Genomic DNA, 13,617 nt, shown 5'->3' with positions numbered 1-13,617 from the left:
AGCCGAAAAGGTGACGGGCTGATGCGGCGCGATGTCGGCAATCCGCGCGTTTTGCTGCGGCGGCTCCGGGAGGCGATGGCCGAACCGGGCAGCCCGCAAAAACGCCTCGACAAGACCGTGGTTCTGATCGCGCAGAACATGGTCACAGAGGTGTGCTCGCTTTACCTCCTGCGCAAAGGCAATCTGCTTGAACTGTTTGCCACGCAAGGTCTGAACCCTTCCGCCGTGCACCAGACGCGGCTGCGGGTGGGCGAAGGTCTTGTCGGCGACATTGCCCAGCATGCCCGCCCGCTCAATCTGACGGATGCCCAGGCCCATCCCGCCTTCGCCTACCGGCCGGAAACGGGCGAAGAAATCTACAAGTCCCTGATGGGTGTGCCCATCCTGCGCGGCGGGCGGGTGATCGGCGTGCTCGTCGTGCAGAACCGCACGATGCGCCATTATTCGGAAGAAGAAGTCGAGGCGCTGGAAACCGTTGCCATGGTGCTTGCCGAGCTCATCGGCGCGGCGGATCTTCTCGATGCGGACGAGTTCTCCGAAGTTGCCGCCAGCCAGCCCGGTCAGCCGCATTATCTTGCCGGCACCTCGCTTTCCGAAGGCATTGCGCTTGGCCATGCCGTACTGCATGAGCCACGCGTTCACGTCACCCATCTCATTGCAGAAGATGTGGATCAGGAAATCGCCCGGCTTGAAAGCGCCGTCTATGAGCTGCGCTCTTCCATCGACCGGATGCTTTCCACTTCCGACCTTTCCCATGCGGGCGAGCATCGCGAAGTGCTGCAAGCCTACCGCATGTTCGCCAATGACCGCGGCTGGCTGAAACGCATGGTCGATGTGGTGCGTACCGGCCTCACGGCGGAAGCGGCGGTGGAGCGCGTGCAGAACGACACGCGTGCGCGCATGCTGCGCCAGACCGATCCTTATCTGCGCGACCGGCTGCATGATCTCGATGATCTTGCCAACCGGCTCTTGCGGGTTTTGACCGGTGTCGGGCTTTCCTCCGTTAGCGCCCTGCTGCCGGATGATGCGATCGTCATTGCGCGCAATATGGGCCCGGCGGAACTTCTCGATTACGATAAGTCGAAACTGCGCGGGCTGGTGCTCGAAGAAGGCGCGGCGAATGCCCATGTCGCTATTGTGGCGCGCGCGCTCGGGCTTTCGGCGGTGGGGCGCGCGGACGGTGTGCTCGATCATATCGAAGACGGCGATGCCATTATCGTCGATGGGGATACGGGCGAGCTTTATATCCGCCCCTCCCAGGAAGTCGTCGAAGCTTATTCGGAAAAGGCGCGCTTCCGCGCGAGGCGCCAGGAACAATATAAAGCCATCCGCCATGAAGAGCCCCGGACGCTGGACGGTGTGCGGGTCGATCTCAATGTGAATGCGGGCCTGCTTGTCGATCTGCCGCATATGGAAGAATCCGGAGCGGACGGGATCGGCCTTTTCAGAACCGAGTTGCAATTCATGATTGCCTCGACGCTGCCGAGCCAGAAAGACCAGCAGGAGCTTTATCAGGCGGTGCTCGATGCGGCGGGCGACAAGCCTGTCGTTTTCCGCACGCTCGATATCGGCGGCGACAAGGTGCTGCCTTACATGAAGGTGGCGAACGAAGAAAACCCGGCGCTTGGCTGGCGCGCGATCCGCATCGCGCTCGACCGCCCGGCGCTGTTGCGCCATCAGCTGCGCGCGCTTTTGGCTGCGGCGGCTGGCCGCGAGCTCCGGCTCATGTTCCCGATGGTGACGGAAGTTTCCGAATTCGTGCGCGCCCGCCAGCTTGTCGATAAAGAGATACGCCGGCTTGAAAAGTTCGACAAGCCGCGCCCGACAAGTCTCATGGTCGGCACGATGCTGGAAGTGCCCTCGCTTGCCTGGCAGTTCGACACGCTTCTGCCGCTGGTGGATTTCGTGTCCGTCGGCTCGAACGATTTGTTGCAGTTCTTTTTTGCAAGCGACCGGGGCAATGCGCGCGTCGCCCAGCGCTATGATTTGCTCTCGCCTGCCGCGCTTAACTTTCTGCGCCATGTGGTGCTGGCGTGTGAAAAGCATGAGGTGCCGCTGACGCTGTGCGGAGAGGTGGCGGGCAAGCCCCTGGAAGCCATGGCGCTGATCGGGCTCGGGTTCCGCCGGATCTCCATGTCGCCGGCGGCCGTCGGGCCGGTAAAAATGATGGTCCGCTCGCTCGATACCCGCACGCTCTCCAGCTTCATGGAGGCCCTTTATGCGCGTCCCGACGCCACTGTCCGGGCCGAGCTTTTGCGTTTTGCGGAAGAAAACGACATCCAGCTCTAGGTTTGGCGGGAGCCTTGGAAAGGTATCCACAGGGCACCGCTGGAAGGGTTATGCGGCATCGGCGCTCCGCATTAGCGCATTTTGCCTTTGATTTCAGATAGATCGGCCATTGCGCCCGCCTCTGTCTTTGTGATTTAGTTAACCAAACAGCGTTACGATCCTGAAAGGTTGGCCAGTCGGGGCCTGCGCCTGCGATTCGCATATTGGTTCGCATGTGGCCAGCTCTTATTGGGGAGCGGGTCTGCGGCGTTTAAGCTGCGGGCGGCTGGCAGACAGGGAAGATGCTGGGGTCTGACAGGCACGGGGGAACGGTCTGCAGGGCCCATTGGGGTTTTGGCGAAACGAGAGATTCCGCGAGCGGGACTAATGGTGGATCAAGAAGGTTCAGACGCTGAGCAGGAAGCCGGCCGCCGCCGGTTGCAACTGCGCGACATTCGTGACGATGTACCTGAGACGGGCAGCCCCGCGGCCGAGCGTGTGGGCGACAAGCTGCGCGCGGCACGGCTGAAGCGCGGCGAGGATCTGGCGCAGATTTCCGAAAGCCTGCGCATCCGCCGCGCCTATCTTGAAGCGCTGGAAGACGGTCGCCATTCCGCATTACCCGGCCGGCCCTATGCGCTTGGCTTTATTCGTTCTTATGCCGCCCATCTTGGGCTCGACGGCGCGGCCATGGCCGATGCCTATAAGCAGGAAACCGCGCCGCCGGATGAAACGGGTGAGCGTCCGGGCGCTGCAGGCGCGCAGGCCGGCAATGACGCCTTCTCCTTTCCTGAGGTCATCGAGGAAGCGCGGCTGCCGCGCGGCTCGCTGATCATTCTTTTCTTCCTTCTCGCAGGCGCAATCTATGGCGGCTGGTATCTGTCGATTTCCGCCGACAAGATGGTGAGCGAGCGCGTGCCGCCGCTGCCTTCGCAAAGCGGGGAACGCGATGCCGGGGCGTCCGCACCGGCGGAAGGCGATACCGAAATCCGCTCCTTCGCAGGCGACCGGGCAACCGCGGCGCCGATGAGCCGGAGCCCGGCGCTGCAGCGACAGACGCCGCTGGATGAGGCCGCGCCGCTCGAAACCGCGCCGCTTGAAAATTCGGCTCCCGAGCTTGCCGCTTCCGCGCTTGAAGAAGGCGCGGCAGATGAAGCGGCGGGCGAAGAGCAGATCGCCGCGCTTACCCCCGCGCCCGGCAGCGAGACGGGGCCGAGCCCCGCCCAGACGCTCGACACGCGCGCAGGCCGCCCGGAAGATTATGAAACGCCTGAAGGGGGCGAGGCGACGGCCACTCCGCTCGATGGCGGGGCCATTTACGGCGCGGAAGGCGCGGCTGCCGGCCGGGTCATCATCCGTGCCCTAAAAGATGCCTGGATGCGGGTGGAAGATCCGGCTGGCAATGTGCTGATCAATCAGACGCTGAAATCCGGCGATGTCTACCGCACGCCCAATATCGAAGGGCTTATTCTTGTCGCCCGGGACGCGGGCGCCTTTGAAATTCTGGTGGACGATCAGTCGGTCGGCTATGCAGGTCCTGCAGGTCTGGTTCTGACCGGCAAGTCGCTCAATCCGGGCGATCTGCGCTGATCTGGCCTTTTATGCGGCTTTTGCGCCTTTAATCCGCCCGGCACACCGCCCCGCGGCCTTGATAGCTGCAAGGGCGCGTCCATTTTGCTATAGAACGCGAAACGGTTCTAAAAGACGGCGCTGGCCTTCGCGGCCCGCCCGGTCAAGCCTGCGAAAGGCAGTTGGTTCATGAGCATTCGTCCTTGGCGCGATATCGAGCGGCGCAAAAGCCGTCAGATTTTTGTCGGCAATGTGCCGGTGGGCGGCGACGCGCCGATTTCGGTGCAGTCCATGACCAACACGCTGACCCATGATGTGGCGGCGACGGTGGCGCAGATCCACCAGCTGGAAGAAGCGGGCGCCGATATCGTGCGCGTGTCCTGCCCGGATGAGCCTTCCGCGCGCGCGCTGAAGGAAATCACTGCGGAAGTCTCCGTGCCCATCGTGGCGGATATTCACTTCCATTATAAGCGCGCCATCGAAGCGGCGGAGGCGGGGGCTGCATGCCTGCGCATCAATCCGGGCAATATCGGCTCGCCCGAACGCGTGCGCGAGGTGGTGCAAGCGGCAAAGGATCATGGCTGCTCGATCCGCATCGGCGTGAATGCGGGCTCGCTCGAGAAACATCTTCTGGAAAAATACGGCGAGCCGTGCCCGGAAGCGATGGTGGAAAGTGCGCTCGATCATGTACGCGTGCTCGAGGAGAACGATTTCCGCGAGTACAAGATTTCCGTCAAAGCGTCGGATATTTTCCTGACCGTTGCCGCCTATCAGGCGCTGGCCGAGGCGGTGGACTGCCCCTTGCATCTTGGGATCACGGAAGCGGGCGGGCTGATGAGCGGGACGGTGAAGTCCTCCATCGGTCTCGGCTCGCTGCTTTGGGCGGGCATTGGCGATACGATCCGCGTCTCCCTTTCCGCCGATCCGGTGGAAGAGATCCGTGTCGGTTTCGATATTCTGAAATCGCTCGGCCTCCGGCACCGGGGCGTCAATATTATTTCCTGCCCGTCCTGCGCGCGCCAGGGCTTCAACGTCATCGAGACGGTGAAAGTGCTGGAAGACAGGCTTGCGCATATTTCAACGCCCATGACGCTTTCCGTCATCGGCTGCGTGGTGAACGGACCGGGCGAGGCGACGCATACCGATATCGGCTTTACCGGCGGCGGCGCGGGCTCGGGCATGGTCTATCTTGCCGGCTTGCCGGATCATAAAATGGCCAATGACAAGATGATCGATCATCTTGTCTCGTTGGTTGAGGAAAAGGCCGCCGAAATCGATAAGGCGCGCGCCGAAGAAGAAGCTGCAAAGAAAGAGCTGCCCCATGCGGCAGCGGGCGATTAGTGCGGGGGCCTTCGCCCTTTCCTTCTCCTTTGTAAGACCGGACCCATGATACCCCAGGAAAAACTGCAGCGCGTTCTCGACCGTTTCGATGCCATTCAATCGGAAATGAATTCCGACCTGGCGCCGGAGCGCTTCGTCAAACTCTCCAAGGAGTTTTCCGAGCTTCAGCCCATTGCGGCGGCGGTCATGGAATACCGCGATGCCGTGGCGGCGCTTAAGGAAGCGCGCGAGATGCAGGCCGATCCTGAAATGGCGGAGATGGCGCGCGAGGAAGCCGAGGAGCTTGAAGAGCGCTTGCCCGAACTTGAGCGCGGCGTCGAGTTGATGCTGCTGCCGAAGGATGCTGCCGATAATTGCAACGCCATCGTCGAAATCCGCGCCGGGACGGGCGGCGATGAGGCCGCGCTTTTTGCAGGCGATCTTTTCCGCATGTATGAGCGCTATGCTGCCGCGCGCGGCTGGAAGATCGAGCTGATCTCCGTCTCGGAAGGCGAAGTTGGCGGCTATAAGGAAATCATTCTCGCCGTATCGGGCGAGGGGGTTTTTGCGCGGCTGAAGTTTGAAAGCGGGGTGCACCGGGTGCAGCGCGTGCCGGCAACGGAATCGGGCGGGCGCATTCACACCTCCGCTGCAACGGTTGCGGTTTTGCCGCAGCCTGAAGAAGTCGATATCAAGATCGAGGACAAGGATCTGCGCATCGACGTTTACCGCTCGAGCGGGGCGGGCGGCCAGCACGTCAATACGACAGACAGCGCGGTGCGTATTACGCATATTCCGACGGGTATTGTAGTGACGCAGCAGGATGAAAAATCCCAGCACAAGAACCGCGCCCGCGCCATGCAGGTGCTGCGGGCGAGGCTTTTTGAAGCCGAGCGCGAGCGCCAGGCGGAAGAGCGCGCGGCAACGCGCAAAGGCCAGGTGGGCTCGGGCGACCGCTCGGAGCGCATCCGCACCTATAATTTCCCGCAAGGGCGCGTGACCGACCACCGTATCAATCTGACTTTGCACAAGCTCGACAAGGTGCTGGAAGGCGAGGCGCTGGAGGAGCTTATCTCGGCACTGATTGCCGAAGATCAGGCCGCCCAGCTTGCTGCCATGGGTGATGTCGCGTGAGTGAGGCGCCGCTCGCCGGAGGTTTGCCGAGCCGGGAGGACATGCGCCGGCAGATGGCGGCGGAGCTTGCCCGAGGCGGCATCGAGAATCCGGCGCTGGATGCGCGCCTTCTTCTATGTGCCGCGCTTAGCGTGGAAGATATTGCCTTGATCTCCGCACCGGAAGAAAAGCTGAGTGCTGAAGAGCAGGAGACCGTAGAGGCGTATCTTCAGCGGCGGCTGGCGGGGGAACCCGTCTCGCGCATCCTGGGGCGGCGGGAGTTCTGGGGGCTTTCATTCGGTCTCAATGAGGCAACGCTCGACCCGCGCCCTGACAGTGAAACATTGGTGGAAACGGCGCTCCGCCATTTTAATGTACCAAAGGGGGAGAGCCCCCGCTTGCTCGATCTCGGCACGGGTTCCGGCTGCCTGCTTCTGGCGCTGCTCCATGAGCTTGAAAACGCCTGGGGGCTCGGCACCGACCGTTCGGAAAAAGCGCTGCGCATGGCCCGGCAAAATGCGGCAGCGCTTGGGCTTGGAGGCCGAGCGGCCTTTACCTGCGCCGATTGGGGCGCTGCGCTGCGCGGCGGCTTTCACCTCATGGTAAGCAATCCGCCTTATATTCCGGGTGCGGATATCGAAAGGCTGCAGCGTGAAGTGCGCGCGCATGATCCGCGCGCCGCGCTCGATGGCGGCTTGGACGGGCTCGATCCCTACCGCATTCTGTTTGCTCAGTTCGATGGGCTCGCCGGCGATGGTGGTATCGGCGTTTTCGAGTTTGGCGCAGGCCAGGAAGACGCGCTTTTTGCTCTGGCCCGCGAAGCAGGCTTGAGGGTGATCGAAACGGCCTGCGATCTTGGCGGAAAGCCGCGCGTTTTGGCGGTCTGCAAAGTATAAAACGGGCATAAAAAGCCGCGTAAAAAAGACTTGGAAAGACGGGGCCCAGCGGCTAGGTTGCGAGTGAGGGTTGGCGCTTTGAGTTGCCGTCCCGCCCATGAACTCTTCTCTCCTGATGGTGTGAAGAAAGCTATTCGACGGGCGGCAAAGCTTGGTTTCAAACGCAGTTGATTTCAGGCAATCAAAGCAGAATGGGAACAGGCGCTGTGGTTGAGCGCCGTGGCCAAACTTCTACGCATCATTGCCTAAGCAGTTCGCGCCTTGCAGATTCTACTGGCGGAATTGTGTAATGAGCGTGTGGGCAAATTTCACGGCGGATGAGAAATCATTTCTTTCCGCTTCAGCGGCGCATGATGCCGATCACATTATCGAATGGGCATTATAGCCGGTTGATAAATCCATTTTTTTGGACTGTTACGAGAGTCGAAAAACAATGAGGCAGGGTCAAAACCCCAAAAGAGCCCGCGGCCGTGGCCGCCGTCCGCAAAATCCGCTTGGCCGGACCATGGACAGCAATGGGCCTGACGTCAAAATCCGTGGCACCGTTCAACATATTTGCGAGAAGTATCAGGCACTCGCCCGCGATGCCCAGGCATCCGGCGACCGGGTGGGTGCGGAGAACTATCTTCAGCATGCAGAGCATTACTACCGCCTGATTCTCCAGCATCAGGGCGCGCCGGGCGATGAGGCGCGCCAGAACGGCGATGCCCGCCGGAGCGACGGCCAGGATAATGGCGAAGAGGGTGAATATGACGAGGCGGGGGAAACCGCTTCGCAGGGTGACGGCCAGAATCAGGGCCAAAACCAGAGCCGGGGCCGCAACCAAGGTCAGAACCGGGGCCGCAATCAGAACCGGCAAGGACCGCGCGGTGAAGACCGTGCCGCCTCCGACGGCAACGGGGAAGAGGCTGGCGAAACCGCCTCCGCTTCCAGCGACGCGGCAGAGGACGGCGATCAAGACGCTCAGCCCAAACGCCGCACCACGCGCCGCCGCCGCGCCCCGCGCAGCGAGAGCGGCTCGGAAGGCGGGGACGAAGGAGCTTCCGGCTCCGACAGCGCGCCTGCGGAAGCTGCCCAATAAGAGCGGCAAAACCGCTTTTCCGCCGGATTTTCATATCCACTCTTCTTGTGTGGCAGATGGGGCACACCCATATAGATGAGGCGCGGCGCCTTTAAGGGCCGCGTCATCTTCTGCTGTTTGTCTAGGCTTTAGGGAAAGCTGCGGCATGCGGCAGATCAAAGCCACAATAGACATCTCGGGCTATGCTGATTTTATCGGGTAACCTTGATGTGCTGATAAGAGGACCGACATGGATCTGGAAAAATACACGGATCGTGCGCGCGGGTTCATTCAATCCGCGCAAGGCTTGGCGCTGCGGGAGGGACACCAGCGCCTGACGCCGGAACATTTGCTCAAAGTCATTCTGGATGATGAAGAAGGCCTGGCGGCCGGTCTCATCCGCAATGCAGGCGGCGACCCTGCCGCGGCGCTCGCCGCTGTGGAAGCTGCCTTGGGTGCCCTTCCCAAAGTCGAAGGAGGCGGCGCCGGTCAGCTATATCTCGCGCCCGAAACGGCAAAGGTTTTCGAGCAGGCCGAACAGCTCATGAAAAAGGCGGGCGACAGTTTCGTCACCGTCGAGCGGCTGCTTCTGGCGCTGGCCATTGAACCGGGGACGGGCGCACAAAAGGCGCTGTCCGCTGCCGGGGCCAATCCGCAAAATCTCAATGCCGCAATCAATGAAATCCGCAAAGGGCGCACCGCCGACAGTGCCTCGGCGGAAGAAGGCTATGACGCCTTGAAGAAATATGCGCGCGATCTGACCGAAGAAGCGCGCAACGGCAAGCTCGACCCGGTGATCGGACGCGATGAAGAAATCCGTCGCTCGATCCAGGTGCTCTCGCGGCGCACGAAAAACAACCCGGTGCTCATCGGTGAGCCCGGCGTCGGTAAGACGGCGATCGTGGAAGGGCTGGCGCTGCGCATCGTCAATGGCGATGTGCCGGAAAGCCTGCGCAACAAATCGCTCCTTTCGCTCGACATGGGTTCGCTCATTGCCGGGGCGAAGTACCGGGGCGAGTTCGAAGAGCGGCTGAAGGCCGTGCTTTCCGAAGTCAGCTCGGCGGACGGGCAGATCATTCTCTTCATCGACGAAATGCACACGCTTGTCGGCGCGGGCAAGACGGACGGGGCGATGGATGCTTCGAACCTGCTCAAGCCGGCTCTGGCGCGCGGCGAGCTTCACTGCGTGGGCGCGACGACGCTCAACGAGTACCGCAAATATGTGGAAAAGGATGCGGCGCTGGCCCGCCGCTTCCAGCCGGTCTTCGTTGCCGAGCCGACGGTGCAGGATACGATTTCGATCCTGCGCGGGCTGAAAGAGAAGTACGAGCTTCATCACGGGGTGCGAATCACCGACAGCGCCATCGTTTCGGCGGCGACTTTGTCGGACCGTTACATCACCGACCGCTTTTTGCCGGACAAGGCCATCGACCTTGTGGACGAAGCGGCGAGCCGGCTGCGCATGCAGGTCGATTCCAAACCCGAAGAGCTTGATGAGCTCGACCGGCGGATCATTCAGCTCAAGATCGAACGTGAAGCGCTGAAGAAAGAAACCGACAGCGCCTCGAAAGAGCGTCTTGAGCGCATCGAGCAGGAGCTTGCCGAGCTTGAATCGAAATCGGCATCGCTCACCGCTGCCTGGCAGTCGGAGAAGCAGCGTCTCGGCAATGCTCAGAAGCTGAAGGAAGAGCTCGACGGTGCGCGCAACGAACTCGTGCAGGCCCAGCGCAAGGGCAATCTGGAGCGGGCAAGTGAGCTTTCCTACGGCATCATCCCGGCGCTTGAAAAACAATTGCAGGCGCTGGAGCAGGCCGAAGAAGAACGCGACACGCTGGTAGATGAGGCCGTCACGGATGAAGACGTGGCGCAGGTCGTCTCCCGCTGGACGGGCATTCCCGTCGATAAGATGCTGGAAGGCGAGCGCGAAAAGCTGCTTCACATGGAAGCGACATTGCGCGCCAGGGTCATCGGGCAGGAAGAAGCGGTTGCCGCCGTCTCCCGTGCCGTGCGCCGCGCGCGCGCGGGCCTGCAGGACCCCAACCGGCCGATCGGCTCCTTCCTCTTCCTCGGGCCGACGGGCGTCGGCAAGACGGAACTGACGAAGGCGCTTGCCGGGTTCCTTTTCGACGACGATCAGGCGATCTGCCGGCTCGACATGTCCGAATATATGGAAAAGCATTCGGTCGCCCGGCTCATCGGCGCGCCGCCCGGCTATGTCGGCTATGAAGAAGGCGGGGCGCTGACCGAAGCGGTGCGCCGCCGGCCCTATCAGGTCGTGCTGTTCGATGAGATCGAAAAAGCCCATCCGGATGTCTTTAACGTGCTCCTGCAGGTGCTCGATGACGGGCGCCTGACGGACGGGCAGGGGCGCACGGTCGACTTCAAGAATGTCATCATCATCATGACGTCGAACCTTGGAGCCGAATTCCTGGCCAGCCAGAAGGAAGGTGAGGAAAGCGAAGCGGTGCGCGAGCAGGTGATGGATGTGGTGCGCGCGCGCTTCCGGCCCGAATTCCTGAACCGGCTCGACGAGATCCTGCTCTTCCATAGGCTGAACCGCGGCCAGATGGACGGCATTGTCGATATTCAGCTTGTCCGGCTGCTGGAGCTTCTGGCGGACCGTCACATCACATTGGAGCTCGACAGCGACGCCCGCCATTGGCTGGCCGAGAAGGGCTATGACCCTGTCTATGGCGCCCGGCCCTTGAAGCGGGTCATTCAGCGCAATGTGCAGGACCCGCTGGCCGAGCTTCTGCTGCAAGGCGACATCAAGGACGGAGAGACCGTCAAGGTGACGCTGGGCGAGGGCGGCTTACTCTTCAATGAAAAGGCTGCCGAGCGGGTGGCGGCGGAATAAGCTTTCCAAACACGTGCTTAAGAAGGCCGGGCTCGCGCCCGGCCTTTTCTTTGGTTCGCTCTTAAAAACAAAAAGGCCGGAGAAATCTCCGGCCTTTTTCATGTCTGCTTATTCGCTTTATTCGGCAATGTCGGCTTTGGCGACTTTCGTCAGCTCCGGCGCTGCGGCCATCTTCAAATTGATGTCCTGCTGGGCGGCGGCGAACTTCTTCAATTCCGCTTTCGCCAGTTTGCGCCCGGTCGGCACACGGATTTTCAGCGGATTGGTTTTCTTGCCGTTGACCATAACTTCATAGTGAAGGTGCGGGCCCGTGGAGCGGCCCGTGGTGCCGACATAGCCGATCACCTGGCCCTGTTTCACGCGGCGGCCTTCCTTGATGCCGCGGGCATAGCCGTTCATATGGGCATAGGCTGTCTTGTAGCCATTGGCATGACGGATGCGCACATAGTTGCCGTAGCCGCCATAGCGGCGGGCCATCTCAACCGTGCCGTCACCGGCGGCATAGATGGGGGTGCCCGTCGGGGCGGCAAAGTCCGTACCCGAATGAAGTTTCGTATAGCCCAGGATCGGGTGTTTGCGGCGGCCGAAATTCGAGGAGATGCGGGCGCCGTCGATCGGCGTCTTCATCAGGAACTTCTTCATGCTCTGGCCGTTCTGGTCGAAATAGTCCCAGTTGCCGTCGCCCGGATCGAAACGCCAAAGCTGGCGCTTCTTGCCGCCGACGGTCATGGCGGCATAAAGAACCTGGCCTTCCCGAACCGCCACGCCGTTCTCGTCATAGTCGCGGGCGAAGAACACTTCGAAACTGTCGCCGACGCGGATCTCGCGCTGGAAGTCGATGTCGTAGGAATACATACGGATCAATTCGACCGTGATGGCGGGGGGGATGCCCGCATCATTGGCGGCAAGGAAGAGGCTTGAATCGATCGTGGCTTTGGCCTGCACGAAACCGGTCTTCAGCTCCGTGACGATTTCTTCGCCCTTATAAGTGCCGTCCGCCATGCGGTGTACGGCAACCTGGCGGTCCACATCCGTCTTGATCGCCATGGAAAGCAGCGTGTTCGAGGGCGCTTCTTCATCAGCATTCGCGGTTGTGTCCGCCTCGCGCGGCCATTCCTCGAAGGTCAGCTCCAGTTCCTGACCGGCGCGCAGTTTGCGCGGATCGTAATGAGAGCGCATGGCGGCGATCGCCATATGCGCGTCCTCGCGCACGGCGCCTTTGCCGACGAGCACGCCCATCAGTGTGTCGCCGCGGCCGACTGCAACGGTGCGGGTAATGCGTTCCGGCGTTACGGGCGTTGCAGGCTCCGCCATGCCGGGTGCCATATCGGCGCCGAGAAGTTCGTCCGTGATCTGAGTACTTGCCGTCTGCGTTTCGCTTGTCTCTGTGCCGCTTGCCGCCTCGGGCTGTGCCTGCGCGGTTTGTGCCGGCGCATCGAGCTTCAGCGTGAGGGGCGCAACGGAGGATGCGTTGCCGGAAGAGGCGGCAACCTGGTTGCTGCCTTCTTCCTGCGGGCGCAGATCCTCGACCAGCAGCTTCGGTGTTGCATCGGCGGCGAGAATGGCCGGCTCGCTCGTCGCGTAAGGGGCGATCAGCGCGCCGAGCCCGATGCCGAGCAGGGCCAGCGAGAGGCCTGCCATGCCGGCGGCGGCCTTCAGATAGCGGCTGCGCTCGCCGGCAGAGGCCGTGCCGGGCACGGCCAGATAACCGGCCGATGCCATAAGACGTTCTTTGAAGGTATGAAGGCGCTCTTTAAGGGAGCGCTGCCATTTAGGTGTGTGTTGCGGCCAGACGGTGTCTTCTGCCGCCCGCCAATACGCGGCATTGCCGTTTCTCGATGAATCGTCCACGCGGGTCCCCGAATCGAACAAAGATACCCCCAATTCCCCAGGTGGCCTGACTGCTTTGCCTAAGAAATAGGCTGCTTCACGCAATAAGTCCGCGCGAGGCAAACAGCGACCGGTTCCGCTATCCCCATAACGGTGATCAGAACGATGACCCGCTATGGAACAAGTGTCAATTGGCCACGCATTATTCAGGCCAATATTTCCCCCGGTTTTCCGCAAGTTAGCTCTTTTTGTTCGACTGCGCAGGAAGACCGTCCCCTAAAGCCTTCCAAATACGGAGCTTTTTCCAAATGCGTAAGCCGAGCTTGTCATAAAAGGTCCAATAAACCGTGAATCGGCAGGCATTTTCTCCAAAATTACTCCGCAGGTGCCGCCACGGGCGGAAAACTGAGTCAATTTCGGAGCCGGTTTAATTGGTTTTCGCGGGGATGGCTGGCGGGCGGGCCGAAGTTTTTCGACCTGATTTCGAAGAATATTTTCTTAGATTTCAATGGGTTAACTTGTCCCGCCAAAAAAATTCAGAAATCCTTCAAAAAGGGGTTTGACACCCCCGGAGAGTCCCCATATAAACCGCGCTCACCGGGCCACGGCGCTTCGGCGCTCCACTTCCCGGTGGAAAGACAGCTACTCCGCAAGGTCTTGCGTTTTAGCGGTTTTTGTGGCCAAATCGAAGATCCAACGCTTCG

General features: G+C 61.3%; 8 protein-coding genes. 7 read left to right on the top strand and 1 reads right to left on the bottom strand.

Annotated features, from left to right (window positions below):
• Window positions 1-21: 21 nt before the first annotated feature.
• The 7 genes from ptsP (at window position 22) to clpB (ending at window position 11,083) form a co-directional block, all read left to right on the top strand.
• Complete coding sequence (ptsP, locus tag ACOQOT_RS13895) at window positions 22-2,289, top strand: phosphoenolpyruvate--protein phosphotransferase (RefSeq protein WP_420559789.1); 2,268 nt, start codon at window positions 22-24, stop codon at window positions 2,287-2,289.
• A gap of 366 nt (window positions 2,290-2,655) precedes the next feature.
• Window positions 2,656-3,858, top strand: a complete 1,203-nt coding sequence (locus ACOQOT_RS13890) for a helix-turn-helix domain-containing protein (protein WP_420559788.1) — start codon at window positions 2,656-2,658, stop codon at window positions 3,856-3,858.
• A 168-nt stretch (window positions 3,859-4,026) separates the two neighbouring features.
• Complete coding sequence (gene ispG / locus ACOQOT_RS13885; RefSeq protein ID WP_420559787.1) at window positions 4,027-5,178, top strand: flavodoxin-dependent (E)-4-hydroxy-3-methylbut-2-enyl-diphosphate synthase; 1,152 nt, start codon at window positions 4,027-4,029, stop codon at window positions 5,176-5,178.
• 45 nt (window positions 5,179-5,223) lie between these two features.
• Window positions 5,224-6,291: a peptide chain release factor 1 gene (gene prfA, locus ACOQOT_RS13880; RefSeq protein ID WP_420559786.1), complete on the top strand. Its 1,068-nt coding sequence runs from the start codon at window positions 5,224-5,226 to the stop codon at window positions 6,289-6,291.
• On the top strand, window positions 6,288-7,166 hold the full coding sequence (gene prmC, locus ACOQOT_RS13875) for a peptide chain release factor N(5)-glutamine methyltransferase (RefSeq protein ID WP_420559785.1): 879 nt from the start codon (window positions 6,288-6,290) through the stop codon (window positions 7,164-7,166). Before prfA ends, prmC begins: the two co-directional genes overlap by 4 nt.
• A gap of 505 nt (window positions 7,167-7,671) precedes the next feature.
• Window positions 7,672-8,247 carry a DUF4167 domain-containing protein gene (locus tag ACOQOT_RS13870; protein ID WP_420559784.1) on the top strand — a complete coding sequence of 192 codons (576 nt, stop codon included), beginning with the start codon at window positions 7,672-7,674 and terminating at the stop codon, window positions 8,245-8,247.
• 229 nt (window positions 8,248-8,476) lie between these two features.
• Window positions 8,477-11,083, top strand: coding sequence for an ATP-dependent chaperone ClpB (clpB, locus tag ACOQOT_RS13865; RefSeq protein ID WP_420559783.1), 2,607 nt, complete (start codon window positions 8,477-8,479; stop codon window positions 11,081-11,083).
• Between the two features lie 117 nt (window positions 11,084-11,200).
• On the opposite strand, the gene ACOQOT_RS13860 is transcribed toward clpB, so the two are convergent.
• Window positions 11,201-12,805: a peptidoglycan DD-metalloendopeptidase family protein gene (locus ACOQOT_RS13860; RefSeq protein ID WP_420559782.1), complete on the bottom strand. Its 1,605-nt coding sequence runs from the start codon at window positions 12,803-12,805 to the stop codon at window positions 11,201-11,203.
• Window positions 12,806-13,617 lie beyond the last annotated feature (812 nt).

Origin of the sequence: Tepidicaulis sp., from assembly GCF_965222285.1 — a bacterium.
Classification (GTDB): Bacteria; Pseudomonadota; Alphaproteobacteria; order Parvibaculales; family Parvibaculaceae; genus Tepidicaulis.
This window is presented reverse-complemented; position numbering and strand designations above follow the sequence as displayed.

What these genes read in the sequence shown, in the direction of transcription:
- prfA (WP_420559786.1), top strand. Translation starts at nt 5,224, where the DNA reads ATGATACCCCAGGAAAAACTGCAGCGCGTTCTCGACCGTTTCGATGCC.
- ACOQOT_RS13890 (WP_420559788.1), top strand. Translation starts at nt 2,656, where the DNA reads ATGGTGGATCAAGAAGGTTCAGACGCTGAGCAGGAAGCCGGCCGCCGC.
- ACOQOT_RS13870 (WP_420559784.1), top strand. Translation starts at nt 7,672, where the DNA reads ATGGACAGCAATGGGCCTGACGTCAAAATCCGTGGCACCGTTCAACAT.
- clpB (WP_420559783.1), top strand. Translation starts at nt 8,477, where the DNA reads ATGGATCTGGAAAAATACACGGATCGTGCGCGCGGGTTCATTCAATCC.
- ptsP (WP_420559789.1), top strand. Translation starts at nt 22, where the DNA reads ATGCGGCGCGATGTCGGCAATCCGCGCGTTTTGCTGCGGCGGCTCCGG.
- ACOQOT_RS13860 (WP_420559782.1), bottom strand. Translation starts at nt 12,805, where the DNA reads ATGGCATCGGCCGGTTATCTGGCCGTGCCCGGCACGGCCTCTGCCGGC.
- ispG (WP_420559787.1), top strand. Translation starts at nt 4,027, where the DNA reads ATGAGCATTCGTCCTTGGCGCGATATCGAGCGGCGCAAAAGCCGTCAG.